Source organism: Streptomyces sp. NPDC001914, assembly GCF_042891215.1.
Taxonomy (GTDB): domain Bacteria; phylum Actinomycetota; class Actinomycetes; order Streptomycetales; family Streptomycetaceae; genus Streptomyces.
Genome location: NZ_JBIASW010000009.1, coordinates 101,411 through 122,330 on the forward strand (window position 1 = coordinate 101,411; position 20,920 = coordinate 122,330).

Sequence of the window (20,920 nt, forward strand, 5' to 3'; positions counted from 1 at the left end):
GCCCGTGAGCCAGGCCCTGCCCGTCACCCCCCTGGACAGCGTGACCGCCGCCCTGCGGAGCGCGCTGCCCGTGCTGCCCGTCGTCGCGGTGATCGCGCTGCTCGGGCTGCCGATCGCGCCGAGCGGCGAGGGGGGCGCGAACATCGCGGACGCCATGTCGGGTCTCGTGGTGCTCTGCTGCGTGGTGCGTCTCGTACGGACCCGGCGGCGCCCCCTGTCCGCGACCGCCGCCCTGGTCCTCGGGCTTCCCGTGGTCGGCATCTCGGTCTCGGCGGCCGGGGCGGCGGACCCGGGGGCGGGGATCACCGGTCTCACCCGGTATCTGCAGATCTTCGTGCTGGTGCCGGCCGCGGTCCTGCTGCTCGTCCGTGACCGGCGCGACCTCAGGCTGCTGGCCTGGTCGTTCGTCGCGCTGGCGCTCTGGCAGGGGGCGGTCGGGGTTAGGCAGTACGTCACCGGGACCGGCGCCTCGTACCAGGGCGAGGACGTCCGGGCGGTGGGTACCTTCGGGCCGACCGACGTGATGGGCATGGCGACGGTGGTCGCGTTCGGGGTGGTGTGCGCGGTGGCGCTGGCCCTGGGAGCGGGTGAGGCGCGGCGGCGCGCGGTCGCCGTGGTGTGCGCGCTGGCCCTCCTGCCGCCGCTGGCACTCTCGTTCAGCCGGGGCGCCTGGATCGCCACGGCCGTGGCCTGCGGCGCGCAGCTGGTGCTGGCGGGACCGCGGCGCGCGGTGCGGACGGTCGCGGTGCTGGCCGCGGCCGGGGTGATCCTGGTGGGCGGGCTGGGGTTCGGCAGCGCGATGCTCCAGGAGCGCGTCACCAGCATCACGCAGGTCGCCGACGCGCCGGACCAGTCGGTGACCGACCGGTACACGATGTGGGCGGCCGCCACCGACATGTGGCGCGAGCACCCGCTGACGGGCGTCGGGCTGAAGGGCTTCCCCGAGTACCGGGACGGTCATGCCTCGCTGGCGCTGTCCTCGGGCAGCGACATCGCGGGCGCGGGCGCCGCCTTCCACAAGCAGGCGCTGCTCTCACCGCACAACATGTACCTCCTGGTGCTCAGCGAGCAGGGTCTTCTCGGGCTGCTCGCCCTGGCGGGCGGCTGGCTGGTGCTGCTGGTGGGCGCGCTGCGCGGGCTCGTCCGCGTGCGCCGCGCGGCACGGGAGGAAGCGGGATCCGGCCTCACGGCGGAATCCGGCCTCACCGGCGAGTCCGGCCGCACCGTCGGCCGGACCCCGCCCGGCACGGACTGCGCGCTCGTCGCGTGCGGGCTGCTCGTCTGGCAGCTGGTCGACTTCGTGTACGCGGACATCGGCGGCCCCTCCACGGTCCTGACGGCCGTCGTCCTCGGCGTCATCGGCTGGTGGGCACTGATGGACCCGTCGGCGAGGCCCGGCCCCGGGGCGGCGAAGCAGTCCCCCGCCGTACGGGAAGAGGCCGCGGCGCGATGACGGTGACACCACCCAGGGCGGGCGAGCCCCCGGACACCGACCCGGCCCCCGGGACGAACACGGAAGCGGGCACGGGGGCCGGCGCGGGGACGGGCGCGAGTGTGGGTGTGACTGCGGGGGCGCGGATGGACACGGGTGCGGACACAAGCAGGGCGACGGGCGCGGCAACGGGCCCCGGCCCCGGGTCGCCAAAGGGCTCCCGCTCGGCGGCCAGTTCCGGCCCGGGCCCGGCAACGGACTTGTCCTCCGGCATCGGCTCCGTCACGGGCTCCCGCTCGGCGACGAGTTCAGGCCCAGGCCCGGCGACGGACTCGGCAGCCGGCTCCGGCGCGGCATGGGGCTCGGGCTCGACAACCGGCTCCGGGTCCGGCCCGGCAGCCGGTTCCGGCCCAGGCCCGGCGACAGAGTCGGCAGCCGGCCCCGGCGCGGCATGGGGCTCGGGCTCTGGCTCTGGCTCTGGCTCTGGCTCTGGCTCTGGCTCTGGCTCTGGCTCTGGCTCTGGCTCTGGCTCTGGCTCGGCAACGAGGCGCGGCTCGGCAACGGGTGCCGGGGCGGGCCAGGGCTCGGCGACGGACTCGGCAGCCGGCCCCGGCCCACGGGTGGACGCCCCGACGCCGGGTGGGCGGGTGCCCGGTTCGCGGGGAGGCGGGGAGCAGCCCGAGGCGGCGTCCAACCGGTTCCTCGCCAAGGCGGCCCTCGTCACCGTCGCGCTCTCGATCGCCGGAGCCCTGCTCGGTCTCGGACGGGACCAGGCGCTGGCGCATCTGTTCGGGGCCGGGTCGGACACGGACGCGTTCCTCGTCGCCTGGACGGTGCCGGAGTTCGCGGCGACCCTGCTGATCGAGGACGGGCTGGCCTTCGTGCTGATCCCGGCGTTCAGCGTGGCCGTGACCCGCCGCGCCCGGGGAGCCGCCGGTGACCCCGTACGCGCGCTGGTCGCCGCCACCCTGCCCCGGCTGACGCTCGCCTTCGCGGCCGTCGGCGCGCTGCTGATCGCCGGGGCGCCGTACCTGGTCGAGGCGCTGGCGCCCGGCCTGCCCGATCCCCGGCTCGCGGTGGACTGCACCCGGCTGACCGCGACCTGCGTGTTCTCCTTCGGGCTCGCCGGGTACTGCAGCGCGGCCCTGCGGGCGCACCGCCGCTTCGTGGCACCGGCGGCGATCTACATGGCGTACAACGCCGGGATCATCACGGTGATGTTCGTGCTCGGCGCGCGCTACGGCGTCCGGTCGGCGGCGCTCGGTGTCGCGGTCGGCGGCGGGCTCATGGTCGTGGTGCAGGCACCGTCGCTGTGGCGCCGGCTCCGGCGCGGGCGGCCGACGGCCGGAACCCCGGACGACAAGCCGGCCCGCCCGATGGACCTGACCCTCGTCGGCACGGTCCTGCTGTTCGCGCTGTGCCGGCAGTCCCAGGTCCTCATCGAGCGTTTCCTGGCTTCCTCGCTGCCCGCCGGGGCCATCTCGCATCTGAACTACGCCCAGAAGGTGGCCCAGATGCCGATGGTGCTCTCGCTGATGCTCTGCACGGTCACCTTCCCGGTGGTCGCGCAGGCCATCGCCGAGGGCGACACCGAGCGGGCCCGCGACCGGGTGGAGCGCGATCTGACGCTCGTCGCCTGCACGGTGCTCCTCGGTACGGCGGTGGTCGTGGCCTGCGCCCCGCAGATCATCCACCTGCTCTTCCAGCGGGGCGCGTTCACGGCCCAGGACACCGCGGCGACCGCGACGGTCATGCGGGTGTACGCGCTCGGGCTGCTCGGACACACCCTGGTCGGCGCGCTCGTGCGCTCGTACTTCTGCTCGGGGCGGCCGACCTGGTACCCGCTGTTCGCGATGACCGTGGGGATCGTCGCGACCTGCTGGACCGGTGTCCTGGCCGTGGGCCCCTTCGGGGTCCGCGGGATCGCCGCGGCCAACGCGGCCGGCATCACGCTCACCGCCGTGCTCCTGCTGTACGGCATGGGCCCGCGCAGTGTGCCGATCCGCACCCGCGCGGTGATCTCCGAGATCGGCAAACCGCTGCGGGCCGCCCTGACCGCGGCGGTCACCGGTGGTCTGTGCGCGAGCGGCGTGGACTCGCCGCTGCTCGGACTCGTCGTCGGCGGCACGGTCGTGACCGTCGTCTTCGCCCTGCTGGCCTGGGCCTTCCGGGTCGAGGGGTTCGCCTCCGCACTCCGTTCCGTCACACGAAGGGTCTCCCATGCCCGTTTCCGCTGACAGCAGCAGACGTACCGGTACGAACGCCCTCGACGCGCCGCCCTGGGTGGCGATGTACCACTCCGTCGGGGACTGCTCCGACGATCCGTACCGCATCACGGTCTCCCCCGGCCGCCTGGACCAGCAGTTCCGCTGGATGAGCCGGCACGGTCTGCGCGGCGTGTGCGTCGCGGACCTGCTCGCGGCCCGCGCCCGCGGCCAGGGGCGCGATCTGGTGGGCCTGACCTTCGACGACGGGTACGCCGACTTCGTCGAGACCGCCCTGCCCCTCCTCCGGCGCCACGGATTCGGCGCCACTCTGTTCGTGCTGCCGGGCCGGCTCGACGGCGACAACGCCTGGGATCCGCTGGGCCCCCGCAAGCCGCTGCTGGGCAAGCAGGGCATCCGGCTCACCGCCGCCTCCGAGGGCATGGAGGTCGGCTCGCACGGACTCACCCACGTCGACCTGACGAAGGCCGACGACACCGTGCTGCGCGCCGAGATCGCCGAGAGCAGAGCGGTGCTCTCGGAGTTGATCGGCGCTCACGTCGACGGCTTCTGCTATCCGTACGGGACGCTCGACCGCCGGGTCGTCGACGCCGTCCGCGACGCCGGATACGGCTACGGCTGCGCGATCGACCCCGGCCCGCTGACCGGCCCGTACGCCCTCCCGCGTGTGCACATCGGCGAGAACGACACCTCCGTACGCCTGTTCCTGAAGCACCGGCTGCACCGGCTGCGCCGCCGCCCGGTCGAGGCGGGCCGGTGAAGGCGCTGCACATCATCACCGGCCTCGGGATCGGCGGAGCGGAGCAGCAACTGCGGCTGCTGCTGCGTCACCTGCCCGTCGCCTGCGACGTCGTGACGCTCACCAACCCGGGCCCCGTCGCCGACGGACTCACCGCCGACGGGGTGCGCGTCGTCCATCTCGGCATGTCCGGCAACCGCGACCTCGCCGCCCTCCCCCGCCTGGTGAAGGTGATCCGCGCGGGCCGCTACGACCTCGTGCACACCCACCTCTACCGCGCCTGCGTGTACGGCAGGCTCGCCGCCCGGCTGGCCGGGGTGCGCGCGGTCGTGGCCACCGAACACTCCCTCGGCGACTCGCAGATGGAGGGCCGCCGGCTCGGCTCGGGCGTGCGCGCCCTGTATCTGGCCAGCGAACGGCTCGGGCGCGCCACCGTCGCCGTCTCGCCCACGGTCGCCGAACGGCTGCGCCGCTGGGGTGTGCCCGCACCGCGCATCGAGGTCGTGCCGAACGGCGTCGACATCTCCCGCTTCCGCTTCGACCCGGACCTGCGCGAACGCACCCGCCGCCGGCTCGGGCTCCCGGAGGACGCGTACGTGATCGGCGGCGTCGGCCGGCTCGCGCCGGGCAAGCGGTTCGACGTCCTGGTCCGCGCGCTGGCCGAACTGCCCGGCGACTGCCGTCTGCTGCTGGTCGGCGGCGGCCCCGAGGAGAGCGCGCTGCGGCGCGCCGCACACCGCTCCGGGGTCGCGGACCGGGTGCTGTTCGCCGGAGAGCGCCCCGCGGGCGGCTCCCCCGGCGAGGATCTGCCGTCGCTGACCGGGGCCATGGACGTCCTCGCCTCGCCCAGCGCCGAGGAGGCCTTCGGGCTGGCCGTCGTGGAGGCGCTGGCGGCCGGACTTCCGGTGCTGTACGTCTCCTGCCCGGCCGTCGAGGACCTGCCGCCCTCGGCGGCCCGCGGCGCCACCCGGGTCGCGGGCGGCGCGGAGTCCTTCGCCCGCGCGCTGACCGGCCTCCGGGCCCGGGGACCCGCCCCCCGCTCGGCCCCGGAGGCGGCCCACCACTACTGCATCACCCGCAGCGCCGCACAGCTCATGGACGTGTACGCGGCCGCTGTCTCGCGCACCTGACTGGAGTGAGTTCCACATGTCCGAAAACCTCACCAGGGACCACCGTTCCTGGGGTTCGGCCCCTTCCCGGACGAGGCGCGTGCCGGCGTGGTCGCTGCTCGCGGCCACGGCCGTGCTCGGCGGCGTGATCGGCGGCGCGTACGGCGTGGTGAAGCCGCCGACCTACACGGCGACGAGCTATGTCATCGCCGTCCCGACGGACAAGGGCGATCCCTCGGCCGCGCTCGGCTTCGCCCAGGCCTACGGCCGGGTCGCCACGCAGCTCGCGGTGCTCGGGGACGCGCAGGTGTGGGCCGGTGTGCCGGTGAAGACGCTGGAGGCTAGCGTGCGGACGGCGACCTCCCCGGACGCCCCGATGGTCGCGGTCTCCGCCACCTCGCAGCACCCCGACCAGGCGGCCGACATGGCCAACGCCGTCACCCGTTCCCTGACCCAGCACGCCAACGCGAGCCAGAAGAGCACCCACGTCCAGCTCCTGTCGTTCTCCCGCGCGGTGAAGCCGGCTTCGGCGTCCTCGCCGTCCCCGACGGTGACGGGCCTGGTCGGGGCGAGCGCGGGCGGACTGCTCGGCGGGCTCGTGCTGCTGGTCCGGCCCCGGCGGTCCGCCGATCCGGCCCGCCCGGCCTCGGTGCCCAGTCCCGCCACCGCCGCCGACGTGCACGGCCAGCGGTGAGCGCGACGGCACTCCGGGCCGGGGTACGTGACACCGCGCGGGCCGAACTCGTCACCGAGGAGGCGGAGTTCGCCGCACTGGCGGCCGCGTGGGGACGCCTGTACCGCCGGTGCGGCGCCGCCACCGCATTCCAGAGCCATGCCTGGCTGCATTCCTGGTGGCAGTCGTACGGGACGCCTGGGCGACTGCGTCTGGTGGTCGTGCGCGAGGGCGGTGAACTGCTCGCGGTCGCACCTCTGATGCGGGCCCGCCGCCGGCTGCCGGCGCTCGTGCCGCTCGGCGGGCCGATCTCCGACTACGCGGACGTGCTCCTCGACGACGAGCACGCCGACCGCGCGGCGGCCCTGCTCGCCGAGGGACTGTCGGCCGCGGCCCGCACCGCGCTGATCGACTTCCGGGAGGTCCGCCCCGGTGGGGCGGTCGAGCGGGTCTACGAGCACTGGCGCGGGCCGCGCCGCCAGGTCGGGGACTCCCTGTGTCTGGAGCTTCCGGCCACCTCGATGGACGAGCTCGTCGGCCGGCTCCCCTCGTCCAAGGCCCAGCGCGTCCGGGCCAAGCTGCGCAAACTCGCCGCGCTCGGCGTCGAACGACGGGTGGTGGGTCACGACGAGGTGGACGCGGCCCTCGGCCGGCTGCTCGAACTGCACCGGTTGCAGTGGGAGGGCCGGAAGGTGACGTCCGAGCACCTTCACGAACGGTTCTCCGAGCATCTGGTCCGCTCGGTGGGCCCGATGGTGCGGTCCGGGGACGCGGTGGTCACCGAGTTCCGGCTCGACGGAGCCGTGATGGCCGTGGACCTCACCCTGCTGTCCCGGCGTCTCGCGGGCGGATATCTGTACGGCGCCCATCCGCGGTTGCGCGAACGCAAAGCCGACGTGGCGGTGATGCTGCTCGACGCCTGCTCCCGGCACACCGAGGGCGGTGACCGCGGGACGCTGAGCCTGCTGCGCGGCGACGAGCCGTACAAGCACCACTGGCGCCCGGACACGGTCGTCAACCAGCGGCTGCTGCTGGCCCGTCGGCGCACGGCGCCGCTGATGTCGGCGGTCGTCTGCGACGTCGCCGCGCGCCGGCGGGGCAAGGAGCTGCTGCGGAGCTGGAAGGAACGCGGTGGCGACGGGCCCTGACCGGCCCGCCGCCACCGGGGGGGTCACCAGCCGCTCGACCACCAGTCGCCCGACCACCACTGGTCCGACGGCCAGTCGAGGCGCACGCACGGCTTGTCGCCGAGCCAGTACTCCACCCAGTCACCGAGTTCCAGTGACGAGCAGGTGGACCGGTCCGGTGCCGTGTCCGGGACGGGCTCGCGTGCCGGGGGCGGGGTCGGGGCCGGGGTGGCCACCGGCTCGGGAACCGGTGTCTTGGCGGGCGTCGGGACCGGCTTGGACGTCGGCGTCCCGACGGGGAGCGGCTTCGGCTCGGAGGTGGGCGTCTTGACCGGGGTCGGCTTCGGCTTCGGCTTGGACGTCGGCGTCTTGACCGGGGTCGGGTTCGAAGCCGGTTCGGACGTCGGCGTCGGTGTGGAGACCGGCTCGGGTGTGGCGGCCGGCTCCGACGTCGGGGCCGGCTTCGGCGTGGAGGCGGGCTCGGGCGTCGGCATCGAAGCCGGTTCGGACGTCGGCGTCGCCGCCGGGGGCTGGGCCTGGTTCTGATCCGGGGTCTGCTCCGGGCTCTGGACCGGTTCGGAGGCCGCGGACGTCGGTGTCGCCGCCGGTTCGGCGGCCGGGGTCGGCGCCGGAGCGGTGGTCGGCGCATCCGCGAGGTGGGACAGCGCGGCCCGGTAGGCCTGGGCCGCCAGCGGGTTGTCCTGGCACTGCCACACGCCGTGCGGGCAGTAGTCGGTGAGCGTGTTGTACAGCGGCTTGTGCTCGTCCATCCAGGCGAGCATGTCCTTCATGTACGTCGCGTTGTCGCCGTTGCGGTAGAGGCCCCACTCCGGATAGGAGATCGCCTTGCCGTGGGCCTTGGCGAAGTCCACCTGCTCCTGAAGCCCGTACGGCTCCGTCACCTGCTGGTCGAACGACAGTCCCGACGGCTGGTCGTACGCGTCCATGCCGATGATGTCGACCGTGTCGTCACCGGGATAGCACTCGGTCCAGGGGATCGCGTCCCGCCCCCGGTTCGGGGCGAAGTCGAAGCGGAACCGCTGCCCCGGCACCGACCGCATGGCGGTGACGATCCTGTTCCAGTACGTCTTCCACGCCTCGGGATCGGGCCCGCAGCGGTGGGTGTACGTGATGCCGTTCATCTCCCAGCCGAGCACGATGACGGTGTCGGACGCCTTGAGCTCGACCAGCCGCTCGGCGAGCGCGCGGAAGTGATGGTCGAAGGCGCCCGTCGCGGCCTCGCGCAGCAGCAGGCGGACCTCGTCGTCGGACAGGCCCTCCTCGTTGCGCTCCATCATCGGGACGTTCAGGACGAGCATCCGGTCGTCCTGACGGCGCCGCCAGTCCGCCCAGGCGTCCAGGAATCCGGGCGCGCCCTCGATGTTGCTCCAGCGGTCGCCGGGCAGATACGTGTGTCCGACCCGCAGTTCGGTGCCGCCGAGCCACCGGCTGAGCTGCGCGATACGGGCGACGCCCTCGGGTCCGTAGTCGAGGTAGGCGCCGAAGGCCGACAGCGCGGCGGTGCCCTGCTGGGCGGGCCGCGCCGGGTTCGCGCCGCCCGGGACGGGCTTCGCGGAAGCGGTGGCCGCCGGGTCCGCCGGACCGGTGGGCGTCGACGCCGGGGCCGCGACCTGGTTCGCGGCCGGGTTCGCGGCCGGGTTCGCGGCCGGGTTCGCGGCCGGGTTCGCGGCCGGGTTCGCGGCCGGGTTCGCGGCCGGGTTGGCGCCGGCGGCCGGGGCGCCTTCGCCGGCCGAGGAGTTCACGGGCGGCTGCGCCGCCGCGGGTTTCGGAGCCGGCGGGTCGACCGTCCGCACCGCCCCGGCACCCACCGCGTACACCGGACCGGACGCGAGGGCGACCGACATGACGATGCCGGCCGCGATGAACGCCAGCTTTCCGCTCCGGGGCCGCTGCTGCTGTGGGGCCATGGCTGCTCCTCTCCCTGTTGATCCTCGGATTTTCCTTTCCGATGACTGACACTCAGTCACACGTATGTTCATTCAGCCAACCGGGCTTCCGGTCGGGCGTTCCGATGACCACTCTCAGGGGTGACTCGCCAGGTCGAGGCGCTCCTCGCCCTTTGCGAGGAAGTCCCCCGCGGACGTCGCCGCGGTGTTGCGCCAAGTGGCCGCCCGGGCATCCCGGCCCGCCGTACTGGTCCGTCCGGAGGCCGCCGTGCCGTCGCGGCCACGGGGTTCGGGTCCCCGCGCGGGCGGCTCCGGGTGCCGGGCGCGCGAGCGCGAACGGCACCCGGAGCGGGGTGTCACGGGCGGGACATCGCCCGGCTGCGCCGGTACAGCAGGGCGCCGCCGACCAGCAGCGCCGCGCTGATCGCGCCGTTGGCGAGCATTCCCTCGCTGCCGGTCTCCGCCAGCGTGGGCGGGGTGTGCGGCACCGCGGGCGGGGCGGGCGGCTGCTCGTGGACCTTCACGGGCGGGGTGTGCACGACGGGCGTGTGCGGGGTGCGGTGCTTCGGCGGCTGCGGAACGGTCCGCGGGGGAGTGTGCCGGGGCGGCGCCGGGGGGGTGCAGTGGTGCGGGGTCGTCGGGTGGCCGTGCGGCGCGTGGTGGTGGGCGCACGAGTTGCCGAACACGGGGTTCAGCAGGCCGACCACGTCCAGGGTGTTGCCGCAGAGCTCGACCGGGACGTCCACCGGAGCCGCGGCCTGGTCACCGGACAGGACGCCGGGCGAACCGTGCGCCGTGCCGTGCGCCGAGGCGCCGCTCCAACCGCCGTGGTGGGCGGCCGAGTCACGGTGGCCGGGGCTCGCGTGCCCGGAGTGACCCTGGCGGGAGTCGCCGTACCCCGAGTCTCCGTAACCGGAGTGACCGTGGCGGGAGTCGCCGTACCCCGAGTCGCCGTAGCCACCGCGCTCACGGCCGTAACCCCCCTGGTCACGGTGCTCACCGCCGTAACCCCCCTGGTCACGGTGCTCATCGCCGTAACCGCCCTGGCCACGGTGCTCGCCACCGTAGCCACCCTGACCACCGCGCTCACCGCCGTAGCCGCCGCCGTAGCCGTCGTGCTGAGCGCCGTGACCGCCCTTGCCGGGGTGCCCGGCGGGGTGACCCACGGGGTGACCCACCGGGTGCCCGACGGGGTGACCACCGGGCTGGACGCCCTGGCCGCGCGTGTGGTCGGTGGCACCGCGTCCCGGGTGGTGCGCGGAGCCGGCGCCGTGCTGGGCGGGGACGTGCGGCGCCGCGTGCCTGCCCGGCGAAACCGGGCCGTTGGCGCAGGAGTTGCCGAACGCCGGGTTGAGGGCGGCGACGACGTCGACCGTGTTGCCGCAGATGTTCAGCGGCACGTTCACCGGAACCTGGACGTTGTTTCCCGACCCCACGCCGGGTGAGTCCGAAGCGGTCGCGGTCGTGGTGGAGTCCGCGAAGGCCGGACTGGCGTACAGGGACATGATGCCTGTCGCAGCCGCGGCCAGGACCACTCCCCTACTCAGGTTCTGTCGCACTCTTGTTGTCTTCCTGCTGGGAGAAGTGAGGAAGCCGGCCTTGGGGTCCGCGAGGCGGTCCAAGGCCGGCCGTGGCACAGCCGGAGGCGGCTGAAGTGCCGAAACGTCAGCCGTTGGCGCAGACGTTGCCCGCCGTCGGGTTCAGCAGCGCGAGCACGTTGACCGAGTTGCCGCACACGTTGACGGGGATGTGGATCGGGACCTGGATCACGTTGCCCGAGAGGACACCGGGAGAGTTGGCGGCCAGACCCTCGGCGCCCGAGTCCGCGAAGGCCGGGGCAGCCATGCCCAGAGCCATGATCGCGCCGATGACGACGGAAGTGCTCTTCCTGAGCTTCACGTGCTTTCCCTTCTCTGCGGTCATGCCCCTTTGTCGGCCGAAACCGAGCGAGCGCACTGGGGCGGCTCGCATCATGACCTGCACGCTGTGAACGAGGGACGGGCCGCCGAAGAAACTGCGAAACGTACGCCCATGGGGAATTCACTCGAATCGCCCCGCCCGGAATGGACACACAGGCTTCACAACAGGAGAAACGCTCCTCCCGAAGGAGAAGCGTTTCGCCCGGAGCGGGAATGTCAACACGACAGAAACGGAATTCATATATACGACGAGAAGGTGCGCCGGAGGCCCGGGCCGCCCGCCTGAACGCGACGTGCGGCCCGGGCCCCGGACGGACGTCAGCTGCCGAGCGCGCCGTTGCCCGAGAGGACCGGGATGTTGTCCAGGATGTGCGACAGCGGCTCGTCGCCCTTGGCCTGGGTGGAGTTCTCGGTGCACTGCTGGTTCTGCGGGGCGGACAGGACCGGAACGTCCTGGAGACCGGCCTGCGCCAGCACGCCGAGCACGTTCTGGACGTTGACCTTGGCGGGCAGGCCGATGCAGGGCTTGTTCAGCGAGCCCTGGACCAGCGAGAGCTGGGGGCTCTGGTCACCCTTGGTCAGGGCGTTGCCGTACGCCTGCGCGGCACCGTTCCCGTTCACCGTGGTGACACCGTCGTCGTTGCCGATGGCCAGCGCCTGCGGGGCGGCCGCCGCCGAGACACCGACGACGGAAACCGCGACCGCGGCCATGGCCATTGCCTTCTTGAACATTTCTCCGGGTTCCTTTTCTGCTGGTGAAGCGCATTCCTGCTGCCACCTCAACCGAATCCGGCGCGATTGGTTGCACGTCGTCACCCGAACGGATCGCGGAACGCTCCGGAATTCACGCGACCCATGGCCTGAGGATTTACCCGCCACGCCGTTCACATGGGCCATTGGGGTGAACCGGAGCAACCATGCGGGCCGGGGTCAGTTGTCCAGGTCGCTCCGGTGGACGGGGTTTCTCCAGAAGGGATCAGCAAGTGATCAAGAAGGTTATGGCTGCTGCGGCGCTCGCCGCTTCCGTCGTCGGAGCCAGCGCTGCCGCCGCGCCCCAGGCGCTGGCCATCGGCAACGACGACGGTGTCACCACCGTCAACGGCAACGCCGCCTCGCAGATCTACGGCAACCAGGCCACGTACGGCAACATGAGCCCGCAGATGGCGCTCATCCAGGGCTCGCTGAACAAGCCCTGCATCGGCCTGCCGGCCAAGATCAACGCCCAGAACGTGCTCGGCGCTGCGCAGATCGGTCTCCAGGACGTGCCGATCCTGTCCGCCCCGCAGAACCAGCAGTGCACCGAGAACTCCACCCAGGCCAAGGGCGACGAGCCGCTGTCGCACATCCTGGACAACATCCCGGTCCTCTCGGGCAACGGCGCGCTCGGCAGCTGATCTCCACCGCCGCGCACAGCGGGCCGCCGGCTGTTCCGGCGGCCCGCTGCCGCTGCCACCTCCACGACGGCAGCGGCGGCGAGTACCGGCCCCGGGCGCACCGCGGGCCATTCGGGGGACACCCCGCAACCACACCATCCGCAGCACTGTTGATCATGGCGCGGCTCCGCTCGGAGTCCGCTCTCCGAAAGGGCAATACGAACATGAAGAAGCTCTGGGCGACCGCGGTCATCGCCGCCTCCCTCGCCGGCGTCTCCGCCGCCACCGCTCCGCAGGCGCTGGCCATCGGCAACGACGACGGTGTCACCACCGTCAACGGCAACGGAGCCGTCCAGAAGTACGGCAACCAGGCCACCTTCGGTGACATGAGCCCGCAGCTCTCCCTGGTCCAGGGCTCGCTGAACAAGCCCTGCGTCGGCCTGCCCGCCAAGCTCAACGTCCAGAACATCGCCGGTCTGGCGCAGATCGGCGTCCAGGACGTCCCGATCCTCTCGGCCCCGCAGAACCAGCAGTGCACCGAGAACTCCACCCAGGCCAAGGGCGACGAGCCGCTGTCGCACATCCTGGACAACATCCCGGTCCTCTCGGGCAACGGCGCGGTCGGCAGCTGACCGCCTCCGCACCACGAACAGCGGGTCGCTCCCCGGAGCGGCCCGCTGTTCCCGTGTCCGCCGGGGCGCGCTACCGGACGCAGTCGTCGGAGCAGATGTCGAGTCGGTCGGCCTGGCCGATCGCGGTGGCGAGCGCCGCGACGTCCTTGTCCTCGGTCACGTCCGCCAGGGAGCGGGCCCGCGAGGCGAGTTCTCCGAGGGAGGGGACACCGGGCAGGGTGCTCCATCGGGCGTCACCCGCGCGCAGGTCGTCGGCGAAGTAGGCGGCCACGGCGGTGACCTGGAAGGAGTACGGCGAGCTCCAGACGCCGTCGCGCAGGTCGCCGGTCTCCAGGCCGCCGGACTCCTCGTGCGGGGCGCGGGAGTCGGGGTCGAGCCAGCGGACGGTCGCGGTGGCCAGATGCCCGGAGGCGCCGGGACGGGTGCGGACGGCGTACAGGGCGGTGACCGTGTGGCCGGGGCCCACCTCGCCGCCGTCCACCCGGTCGTCGCGGAAGTCGTCGTCGGCGACCTTCCGGTCGTCGTAGCCGATGAGCCGGAACCGTTCGACCGTCTCGGGGTCGAAGGCGACCTGCGCCTTGGCGTCGCGTGCCGTCAGGTCGATGTTCCGCGGGAGCTGGTCGCAGAAGACGGTGAGGGCGTCGTCGCGGTCGGAGACGTACGTCGTGTGGCCGTCGCCCTTGTCGGCGAGGCGTTCCATGAGGGCGTCGCCGTAGTCGCTGCCGACGCCCACGCCGAAGAGGGTGATGCCGTGCTCGCGGCGGGCCGAGGAGATCCGTTCGAGGATGTCGTCCGCGTCCGTGTCGCCGGTGTTGGCGAGGGCGTCGGAGATCAGGACGACCCGGTTGGTGGCGCCCTCGCGCAGTCCGTCGACGGCCGTCGCGTATCCGGTCCGCACGCCCGCGCCGAGGTTGGTCGAGTCGGTCGGCTCCAGGCTGTCGATCGCCCGGTGGACGCGGGCGCGGTGGTCGCCGAGCCGGGTCATCGGCAGGACGGTCTCGGCCTCGTCGCTGAAGGTGACCAGGGCGACCGAGTCGTCGTCGCGCAACCGGTCCGTCATCACGTCGAGGGACTCCCTGGCGAGGTCGAGCCGGCCCGGCTCCGCCATGGAACCCGAGATGTCGATCACGAAGGTGAGGGCGGCGGGCGGGCGTTCACGCTCGCTCTCGCCCGGCCGGGTGGCGAGCCCGACCCGGACGAGGGACCAGCGTCCGTCGTTCGTCCGGGCGCCGTCGACGGACAGCGAGAAGCCGTTGCCGTCGGGGCGTTCGTAGTCCTGGCGGAAGCTGTTGACGAACTCCTCGGGGCGGATCGTCGAGGGGTCGGGCGCGCGGCCGTCCGCGAGGGTGCGGCGGGCGTAGCCGTACGACGCGGTGTCGACGTCGAGGGCGAAGGTGGAGAGGTAGTCGGGCGAGGGCTCGACGTCCGGGGCGTCCGACTGCTCGCCCTCGGCGTCCCGCCCGGCCGCGCCGCCCGTCGGCTGTGCGGGCGCCGGCAGCGGGAGGTTGTTGCGGCCGCCGGACTTGTCCGGGCCGTCCGTGGAGTTGCTGCCGTCGCCCGCGCCGCATCCGGTGAGCAGCAGCGCGCCCGCGATCGGCAGGGCGAGCAGCGCGCCGCCGAGCCTTCGCCGGCTCCCCCGTCGCGCGCCGCCGCGTGGGCGGCCCGACTCGGCCGCCGTCCGTGTGTGCTTCATCCCCATCTGTGCCCCCTCGGCGTACGGCCCTTGTGTGGGCCGACCTGTGTGACTGTGACGGCCGAGGGGGCCGTGACGTGCGCTCGGGCTGGTTGCGGAAGGGTTGCGAAGCGGCCACGACGCGGGGTCACCGAGACCGGTAGGTGATCTTCCGGTGCGCTACGACACGATGTCCTTGCGGCGGAAACCGCGGAAGGCCAGGGCGAACAGGACGAACGCGTACGTGACGGAGATCGCCGTCCCCTGGATCATGCCTCCCCACTCCGGCGTCGGCTGGACGGCGTCCGCCCAGGCGAACTGCCAGTGCGCGGGCAGGAAGTCGCGCCAGTGGCCGAGCGCGGTGACCGCGTCCAGGACGTTGCCCACGATGGTCAGGCCGACCGCGCCGCCGACCGCGCCGAGCGGGGCGTCGGTCTTCGTCGAGAGCCAGAACGCGAGCCCGGCGGTGACCAGTTGGGACACGAAGATGTACGCGATCACCGCGAGGAGCCGCTGGGCGGCGGTGCCCGCGGGCAGCGCGCCGCCGGTGGGGATCTCCAGCGGGCCCCAGCCGTAGGCGGCGGTCCCGACGGCCAGCGCGACGACCGGCAGCAGGACCATCGCGGCGAGGCTGAGGCCGAGCGCGACGGTGAGCTTGGACCACAGCAGCCGGGCCCGGGGCACGGGAGCCGCCAGCAGGTAGCGCAGGGAGGACCAGCTCGCCTCGGAGGCGACGGTGTCGCCGCAGAACAGCGCGACCGGGATCACGAGGAGGAAGCCCGCCGACACGAACAGGTTCACCGCGGCGAAGTTGGCGCCCGACGCGGTGGCCGTGTCCATCAGGGTGACCTGGTTGTTGCGGCCGCCCGGCTCCCCGCCGATCGCGAACGCGACGAGCAGGACGAAGGGCAGGGCGGCGAGGACGATCCCCATCACCAGGGTGCGGCGGCGCTTGAGCTGGCGGACGAGCTCGACGCGCAGCGGCAGGGTGCGGCGCGCCCGGTACCCGTCGGCCGTCCCGGTCCGCTCGATGAGCGTGCTCATGCGGAGCCTCCGATCAGGGTGAGGAACGCGTCTTCCAGACGGCGGTGGGGTCCCACCGACGCCACCGGTACTTCGAGGCGTACGAGGTCCACGACCAGGCGCTGCGCGCTGCCGCCGGAGTCGAGGCGGACCAGCAGTCCGTCCTCGGACGCGACGGCCGAGAGCACGCCCGGCAGTGCGCCCACCTTCTCCACGACCGGCGCGTCGACGGGCGCGCCGGTGCCGACGAGCAGGGTGTCGCCGGAGCCGATGATCTCGGACACCGGTCCTGCCTGGACGAGCCGGCCGCGGTCCATGACCACGAGGTGGGTGCAGGACTGCTCGACCTCGGCGAGGAGATGGCTGGAGACGATGACCGTGCGGCCCGCGGCGGCGTAGCGGATCATCACCTGGCGCATCTCGCGGATCTGCGGCGGGTCGAGGCCGTTGGTGGGTTCGTCCAGGATCAGCAGGTCGGGGAGGCCGAGCATGGCCTGGGCGATGGCGAGGCGCTGGCGCATGCCCTGGGAGTAGGTGCGCACCGCGCGGGCGAGCGCGTCGCCGAGTCCGGCGATCTCCAGGGCCTCCTCCAGGTGGGCGTCCTCGGGGGGACGGCCGGTGGCCCGCCAGTACAGCTCCAGGTTCTCGCGGCCGGTCAGGTGCGGGAGGAATCCGGCGCCTTCGACGAACGCTCCGACACGGGAGAGGACCGGAGCGCCGGGGCGGATCGCGTGCCCGAAGACGTGGATCTCGCCGTCGTCGGGCGTGATGAGGCCCATGAGCATGCGCAGGGTGGTGGTCTTGCCCGCGCCGTTCGGCCCGAGCAGGCCGAGGACCTGGCCCTTCTCCACGCGGAACGACAGGTCCCGTACCGCGTACCGGTCGGCGGACTTGGCGTAGCGCTTGCTCAGGCCGGTGATCTGGAGCGGGACTTCGGCCAGTTCGGCGTCGGGCGCGGGGGCGCTCGTCCGGCGGCGGCCGGTGACCAGCAGTGCCAGGGCGGTGAGCGCGCCGGCGAGCGGCAGCCACCACACCCAGGAGGGCAGGGCCGAGGCCGCGGTCTTGACTCCCGGAGCCGTCGGCACCTGGAGGCCGCCGCTCTTGAGCGAGACGGTGTACGTGGCCGGGGCCGCCGGGGAGGCGTAGCCGAGGTCCGTCGAGGCGAGGACCAGGCGCAGGCGGTGGCCCTTCTGGACCGCGTGGTCGACGGCGGGAAGCGTCAGGGACACGTCCTTGCCGTTCTTCGCGCCCTCGACACGGACGGGGGTGACGAGCTGCGAGGGCAGGACCTGCTGGGTGCCGCCGGGCCCGACGTCGTACACCTTCGCGAAGAGGACCGCGTCGTCGGCGGTCGACTCGACGTGCACGGTGACCGTCGGTGAGCCGGTGATCCGCAGGTCCTCGCCGAGGGGCGCGGACTCGAAGCGGGCGTACTGGCCGGGGAAGTCCAGGGAGACGCCGACGCCGAGGCTCGCGAGCTGGGAGAGGCCGCCGGAGCCGCCGAGTCCCGGCAGGGCCGAGATGGCGGGCGGAGTGGAGCCCGCCGGGTTCTCGAAGCGCTGCTCACGGCCGGTCAGGGCGACGGTGCGCGGGCCGCTGTGCAGTCCGGGATAGGTGTCCGAGCTCGCGCCGCGCAGCAGGGCGGCTCCGTCGGTGGAGTCGACGCCTCCGGTGCGGGTGACGCGGAAGGCGGGGCCGGTGGCGGCGCTCTTGTCGTCCTTCAGATAGCGGTCGAACCAGGAGACGACGCGGGAGGTGACGCGGTCCGTCTCCCGGTCGCCGCCGTCGTGGCCGCCCGCGATCCAGTCGACGTCGACGGGAGCGCCGTTGGCCTTGATGGCCTCGGCCATCGCGTCGGCCTGGCCGAGCGGGAAGAGGGAGTCGGACTGGCCCTGGGTGATGAGGGTGGGGACCTTGATGCGGTCGCCGACGGCGGAGGGGCTGCGCTCCTGGAGCAGCTTCACCGCCGCCGCGTCCGGCTTCCCGGACTCCGCGACCCGGTTGTACATCGCGCACAGTTCGGGCTCGAAGCGGGCGCAGCCGCCTCCGGAGTTGATGAAGATGCCCGCCCAGAGCTTCTTGAACACGCCGTTCGGGAACAGCGCGTCGGCGAGGTTCCAGTACGTGATCGAGGGGGCGACGGCGTCGACGCGCGGGTCGTTCGCGGCGGCCAGCAGGGAGATCGCCCCGCCGTAGGAGGCGCCGGCCACGCCCACGCGCGGGTCGCCGCCGCCGTCGAGGCGGACCTCGGGGCGGCGGGCGAGCCAGTCGACGAGCCGGGAGACGTCGGCCACCTCGGCCTTGGGGTCGTTCAGTCCGATCCGGCCGGTGGACCTGCCGAAGCCGCGCGCCGACCAGGTCAGGACCGCGTATCCGTCACGGGCGAGTTTCTCGGCCTCGTCGCGGACGTCCGCCTTGCTGCCGCCGAAGCCGTGCGCGAGCAGGACGGCGGGGCGGCGCTGCGAGGACGGGCCCGCGGTGAAGTACGAGGTGTCGAGCCGCACTCCGCCGTCCATGGTCATGACGCGGTCGGAGCGGTGGACGGCGGGCGCCTCGTCGGAGGCGACGGCCGTCCAGGTGCCCGCGCCGACGAGCAGCACGAGGGCAGCGGCGGCGGCCGCCCATCTCCCGCGGGCCCGCTGCGTCGTGCGGGCGGCGAGGTGCCCCCGGCGCGGCCCGCGCGGCCGGGGCAGTCGAAGATCCATGCCTCAACGGTACGGGCGCCCGCCCGCACCGGGGACAGCCACCGGGCTGAACCGGCCCCCCTCCCGGGGAGGTACGGCGGGGGCCGCGTGTACCGCGTCCGTGGTACGAACGGGCCATGGAGCTGCGCCGCGCCGTCACGGTCCGGGAACTGACCGCCGCCGAGTACCTCTTCGACGCCCCCGTGCGTCCCGAGTGGGCCAGGCGGTTCCTCCAGGCGCAGGGCCATCATCTGTTCCTGGCCTACGAGGGCGGGGTCCCGGTCGGTTTCGTCAGCGGTGTCGAGACGGTCCACCCGGACAAGGGCACCGAGATGTTCCTGTACGAGCTGGCCGTGGCGGAGCCGTTCCGGCGGCGTGGCACCGGGCGGGCGCTGGTCCGTGAACTCGCCGCCCTGGCCCGGGAACGCGGCTGCTACGGCATGTGGGTGGGGGTGGACGCCGGAAACGACGTCGCCCTCGCCACGTACCGCAGTGCGGGTGGGGAGGACGACGGGTCGTGCACGGTGATGACGTGGGACTTCGGCTGAGGCTCCGGCGCGGGGCGGATGCCCGCGTCGCGCGGGTCAGGCCTGCGCGTCCTCCGGGATGGACACCAGCCAGCGGGTGTCGCGGCGCGGGCGCAGGTAGAGGGCCCAGTACAGGGTGGCGACGGCGGTGATGCCACCGGTCCACAGCAGGTACTGCGTCTCCTGCTGGGTGAGGACGTAGGCGAGCACGACGATCAGCAGGACCGGCACCGCGGGCCACAGCGGCATCCGCCAGGCGGAGGTGTGGCGGTGGTGGCCGCGCCGGGCGAGCAGGGCGGCGACCGCGACGAGCAGGTACATGGCCGTCACCGACACGCCCGTGACGCCGTACAGGGTGTCGAGGTTGACGAAGCAGAGGGCGGCGCCGGGGACGCCCACCAGGAGGGTGGCTACCCAGGGGGAGCCGAACCGGCCGAGCTTGGACAGGCCCTTGTTGACCGGCTCGGGCCAGGCCTTGTCACGGGCCGAGGCGAACAGGACGCGCGAGTTCTGGATGACCATGACGATGCCCGCGTTGATGATCGCGAGGGCGACGCAGAGGCTGACGAACGTGCCGACGGCCGAGTTGGACCAGGCCGTGACCATGCTGCTGATGTCGCCGCCGGTCAGCTCCCCGATGTCGGAGGCACCCATGGTGATGGCGACGACCGGGACCAGGATGACGACGGTGGAGATGGCGAGGGTGGCCAGCACGGTGCGGGCGACGTTGCGCCGCGGGTTCTCCAGTTCCTCGGAGAGGTAGACCGCGGTCGAGAAGCCCTGGGTGGCGAAGAGGGCGATGGCGAGCCCGGATATGACGAGCATGCCCGTCACGGCGTCGGTGTGTCCGCCGGTTCCGGCGACCTGCAGGGAGGTGAGGCTGCCGAGGCCGCGCTGGCTGTGCGTGAAGCCGAGGAGGGCGACCACGCCGGCGGCGACGACTTCGAGGACGAGGAAGATGCCGGTGATCCAGGCGTTGGCGCGCAGGTCGAGCAGGCCCGCGAGGGTGGCCAGCAGCATGACGCCGGCCCCGGTCATCGCCGGGTCGAGATGCACCACGGGGGCGAGGTAGTCGGCGGTGCCCATGGCGATCACCGGCGGGACGATCATCACCACCAGCAGGGACATCACGAAGACCAGCCAGCCCGCGAGCCGTCCGGCCAGCGTCGAGACCATGGCGTACTCGCCGCCGGCGCTGGGGATGAGGGTGCCCAGCTCCGAGTAGCAGAACGCCACGGCGATACAGAGCAGCGAGCCGATCGCGATCGTGAGGGCGGTCGCGGTGCCGAGTGAGCCGAAGAGGTCGGGAATGACCACGAACAGCGTCGAGGCCGGGGTCACGCAGGACAGCGTCAGCAGAGTGCCGCCGACGACGCCGATGGAGCGCTTGAGCGTCTTCGGGTTCCCGGTCGCCGTTGGGGCGGCGTCCGGGACGGCGGTCTCGACGGGGCGGAGCGTGTCGGTCATGAAGCGGTTCCGATCGACTCGTGCATCAGATGTTCGGGCGGGAGCGTTATCGCCTCCGGCGGCTCGCGTCGTTGTTCGTTCTCGTCCGCTCCCGCGCTGATGGAACCTTGACGGAAACCGTTGCGTCAATGGCCGTTTACCTACGGAATCCGCAGTAGCGGAGCGACGCACGTCACATAACTTTCCCAGGCCGTAACACTCTCGTACGGCAATCATCAATACCCGGCGCAGTGTGACCTTGCTTTCAAAGGGCACATCGTCATTCCACCTGCACTACCCGTTTCGTCACCGCATGACGAGAACCGCAGCAGCGCTCCCGAAACTCGCTGGAATTGGTCCGCATTCCGGACGCAAATCTGTGGTGGTCATGTCAGTCCCTGCGGCTAGAGTCCTGCGCGCAGAGGACATACG

At 72.9% G+C, this 20,920-nt stretch carries 17 protein-coding genes; 9 read left to right on the plus strand and 8 right to left on the minus strand.

Going from position 1 to position 20,920, the window contains the following annotated elements; genetic code table 11:
• The first annotated feature begins 4 nt into the window (after nucleotides 1-4).
• The 6 genes from ACFYYF_RS25195 to ACFYYF_RS25220 all read left to right on the plus strand — a co-directional run bounded on the left by ACFYYF_RS25195 (nucleotide 5) and on the right by ACFYYF_RS25220 (nucleotide 7,326).
• Nucleotides 5-1,453, plus strand: a complete 1,449-nt coding sequence (locus ACFYYF_RS25195) for an O-antigen ligase family protein (RefSeq protein ID WP_388779412.1) — start codon at nucleotides 5-7, stop codon at nucleotides 1,451-1,453.
• Between the two features lie 626 nt (nucleotides 1,454-2,079).
• The gene (gene murJ, locus ACFYYF_RS25200) at nucleotides 2,080-3,669 is read left to right on the plus strand and encodes a murein biosynthesis integral membrane protein MurJ (protein ID WP_388779414.1); all 1,590 of its coding nucleotides are present in this window, start codon (nucleotides 2,080-2,082) and stop codon (nucleotides 3,667-3,669) included.
• A complete protein-coding gene (locus tag ACFYYF_RS25205) occupies nucleotides 3,653-4,417 on the plus strand; it encodes a polysaccharide deacetylase family protein (RefSeq protein ID WP_388779417.1) in 765 nt (254 codons plus the stop codon). The genes murJ and ACFYYF_RS25205 overlap by 17 nt, the downstream gene beginning before the upstream one ends.
• Nucleotides 4,414-5,526, plus strand: coding sequence for a glycosyltransferase (locus tag ACFYYF_RS25210; protein WP_388779420.1), 1,113 nt, complete (start codon nucleotides 4,414-4,416; stop codon nucleotides 5,524-5,526). The genes ACFYYF_RS25205 and ACFYYF_RS25210 overlap by 4 nt, the downstream gene beginning before the upstream one ends.
• A gap of 16 nt (nucleotides 5,527-5,542) precedes the next feature.
• The gene (locus tag ACFYYF_RS25215) at nucleotides 5,543-6,199 is read left to right on the plus strand and encodes a lipopolysaccharide biosynthesis protein (RefSeq protein WP_361683655.1); all 657 of its coding nucleotides are present in this window, start codon (nucleotides 5,543-5,545) and stop codon (nucleotides 6,197-6,199) included.
• Nucleotides 6,196-7,326 carry a GNAT family N-acetyltransferase gene (locus ACFYYF_RS25220; RefSeq protein WP_388779424.1) on the plus strand — a complete coding sequence of 377 codons (1,131 nt, stop codon included), beginning with the start codon at nucleotides 6,196-6,198 and terminating at the stop codon, nucleotides 7,324-7,326. Before ACFYYF_RS25215 ends, ACFYYF_RS25220 begins: the two co-directional genes overlap by 4 nt.
• Nucleotides 7,327-7,349: 23 nt before the next feature.
• Here ACFYYF_RS25220 and ACFYYF_RS25225 read toward each other — a convergent pair whose 3' ends face one another.
• From ACFYYF_RS25225 to ACFYYF_RS25240, 4 genes are all read right to left on the minus strand, one after another.
• Nucleotides 7,350-9,233 (minus strand): glycosyl hydrolase, encoded by a 1,884-nt coding sequence (locus ACFYYF_RS25225; protein ID WP_388779427.1) that lies wholly within the window; start codon nucleotides 9,231-9,233, stop codon nucleotides 7,350-7,352.
• Between the two features lie 335 nt (nucleotides 9,234-9,568).
• Entirely contained in the window at nucleotides 9,569-10,771 is a 1,203-nt protein-coding gene (locus ACFYYF_RS25230) for a chaplin (protein ID WP_388779430.1), read from the minus strand.
• Between the two features lie 106 nt (nucleotides 10,772-10,877).
• Nucleotides 10,878-11,135 (minus strand): chaplin, encoded by a 258-nt coding sequence (locus tag ACFYYF_RS25235; protein WP_361683647.1) that lies wholly within the window; start codon nucleotides 11,133-11,135, stop codon nucleotides 10,878-10,880.
• Nucleotides 11,136-11,449: 314 nt separating this feature from the next.
• A complete protein-coding gene (locus tag ACFYYF_RS25240) occupies nucleotides 11,450-11,863 on the minus strand; it encodes a rodlin (protein ID WP_365484229.1) in 414 nt (137 codons plus the stop codon).
• A 251-nt stretch (nucleotides 11,864-12,114) separates the two neighbouring features.
• Between ACFYYF_RS25240 and ACFYYF_RS25245 the strand changes: the two genes are divergently transcribed.
• Nucleotides 12,115-12,525, plus strand: coding sequence for a rodlin (locus ACFYYF_RS25245; RefSeq protein WP_388779434.1), 411 nt, complete (start codon nucleotides 12,115-12,117; stop codon nucleotides 12,523-12,525).
• Nucleotides 12,526-12,728: 203 nt separating this feature from the next.
• Nucleotides 12,729-13,136 (plus strand): rodlin, encoded by a 408-nt coding sequence (locus tag ACFYYF_RS25250; RefSeq protein ID WP_361683641.1) that lies wholly within the window; start codon nucleotides 12,729-12,731, stop codon nucleotides 13,134-13,136.
• Nucleotides 13,137-13,206: 70 nt separating this feature from the next.
• On the opposite strand, the gene ACFYYF_RS25255 is transcribed toward ACFYYF_RS25250, so the two are convergent.
• The 3 genes from ACFYYF_RS25255 to ACFYYF_RS25265 form a co-directional block, all read right to left on the minus strand.
• Complete coding sequence (locus ACFYYF_RS25255) at nucleotides 13,207-14,829, minus strand: von Willebrand factor type A domain-containing protein (protein ID WP_388779437.1); 1,623 nt, start codon at nucleotides 14,827-14,829, stop codon at nucleotides 13,207-13,209.
• A 159-nt stretch (nucleotides 14,830-14,988) separates the two neighbouring features.
• A complete protein-coding gene (locus ACFYYF_RS25260; protein WP_388779440.1) occupies nucleotides 14,989-15,852 on the minus strand; it encodes an ABC transporter permease in 864 nt (287 codons plus the stop codon).
• On the minus strand, nucleotides 15,849-18,536 hold the full coding sequence (locus tag ACFYYF_RS25265; RefSeq protein ID WP_388779443.1) for an alpha/beta fold hydrolase: 2,688 nt from the start codon (nucleotides 18,534-18,536) through the stop codon (nucleotides 15,849-15,851). The genes ACFYYF_RS25260 and ACFYYF_RS25265 overlap by 4 nt, the downstream gene beginning before the upstream one ends.
• Before the next feature lie 116 nt (nucleotides 18,537-18,652).
• Between ACFYYF_RS25265 and ACFYYF_RS25270 the strand changes: the two genes are divergently transcribed.
• Nucleotides 18,653-19,063, plus strand: a complete 411-nt coding sequence (locus ACFYYF_RS25270; RefSeq protein ID WP_388779446.1) for a GNAT family N-acetyltransferase — start codon at nucleotides 18,653-18,655, stop codon at nucleotides 19,061-19,063.
• A 36-nt stretch (nucleotides 19,064-19,099) separates the two neighbouring features.
• On the opposite strand, the gene ACFYYF_RS25275 is transcribed toward ACFYYF_RS25270, so the two are convergent.
• On the minus strand, nucleotides 19,100-20,509 hold the full coding sequence (locus tag ACFYYF_RS25275; RefSeq protein ID WP_388779449.1) for an APC family permease: 1,410 nt from the start codon (nucleotides 20,507-20,509) through the stop codon (nucleotides 19,100-19,102).
• Nucleotides 20,510-20,920 lie beyond the last annotated feature (411 nt).

What these genes read in the sequence shown, in the direction of transcription:
- ACFYYF_RS25205 (WP_388779417.1), top strand. Translation starts at nt 3,653, where the DNA reads ATGCCCGTTTCCGCTGACAGCAGCAGACGTACCGGTACGAACGCCCTC.
- ACFYYF_RS25215 (WP_361683655.1), top strand. Translation starts at nt 5,543, where the DNA reads ATGTCCGAAAACCTCACCAGGGACCACCGTTCCTGGGGTTCGGCCCCT.
- ACFYYF_RS25225 (WP_388779427.1), bottom strand. Translation starts at nt 9,233, where the DNA reads ATGGCCCCACAGCAGCAGCGGCCCCGGAGCGGAAAGCTGGCGTTCATC.
- ACFYYF_RS25235 (WP_361683647.1), bottom strand. Translation starts at nt 11,135, where the DNA reads ATGACCGCAGAGAAGGGAAAGCACGTGAAGCTCAGGAAGAGCACTTCC.
- ACFYYF_RS25240 (WP_365484229.1), bottom strand. Translation starts at nt 11,863, where the DNA reads ATGTTCAAGAAGGCAATGGCCATGGCCGCGGTCGCGGTTTCCGTCGTC.
- ACFYYF_RS25250 (WP_361683641.1), top strand. Translation starts at nt 12,729, where the DNA reads ATGAAGAAGCTCTGGGCGACCGCGGTCATCGCCGCCTCCCTCGCCGGC.
- ACFYYF_RS25255 (WP_388779437.1), bottom strand. Translation starts at nt 14,829, where the DNA reads ATGAAGCACACACGGACGGCGGCCGAGTCGGGCCGCCCACGCGGCGGC.
- ACFYYF_RS25260 (WP_388779440.1), bottom strand. Translation starts at nt 15,852, where the DNA reads ATGAGCACGCTCATCGAGCGGACCGGGACGGCCGACGGGTACCGGGCG.
- ACFYYF_RS25265 (WP_388779443.1), bottom strand. Translation starts at nt 18,536, where the DNA reads ATGGATCTTCGACTGCCCCGGCCGCGCGGGCCGCGCCGGGGGCACCTC.
- ACFYYF_RS25270 (WP_388779446.1), top strand. Translation starts at nt 18,653, where the DNA reads ATGGAGCTGCGCCGCGCCGTCACGGTCCGGGAACTGACCGCCGCCGAG.
- ACFYYF_RS25275 (WP_388779449.1), bottom strand. Translation starts at nt 20,509, where the DNA reads ATGACCGACACGCTCCGCCCCGTCGAGACCGCCGTCCCGGACGCCGCC.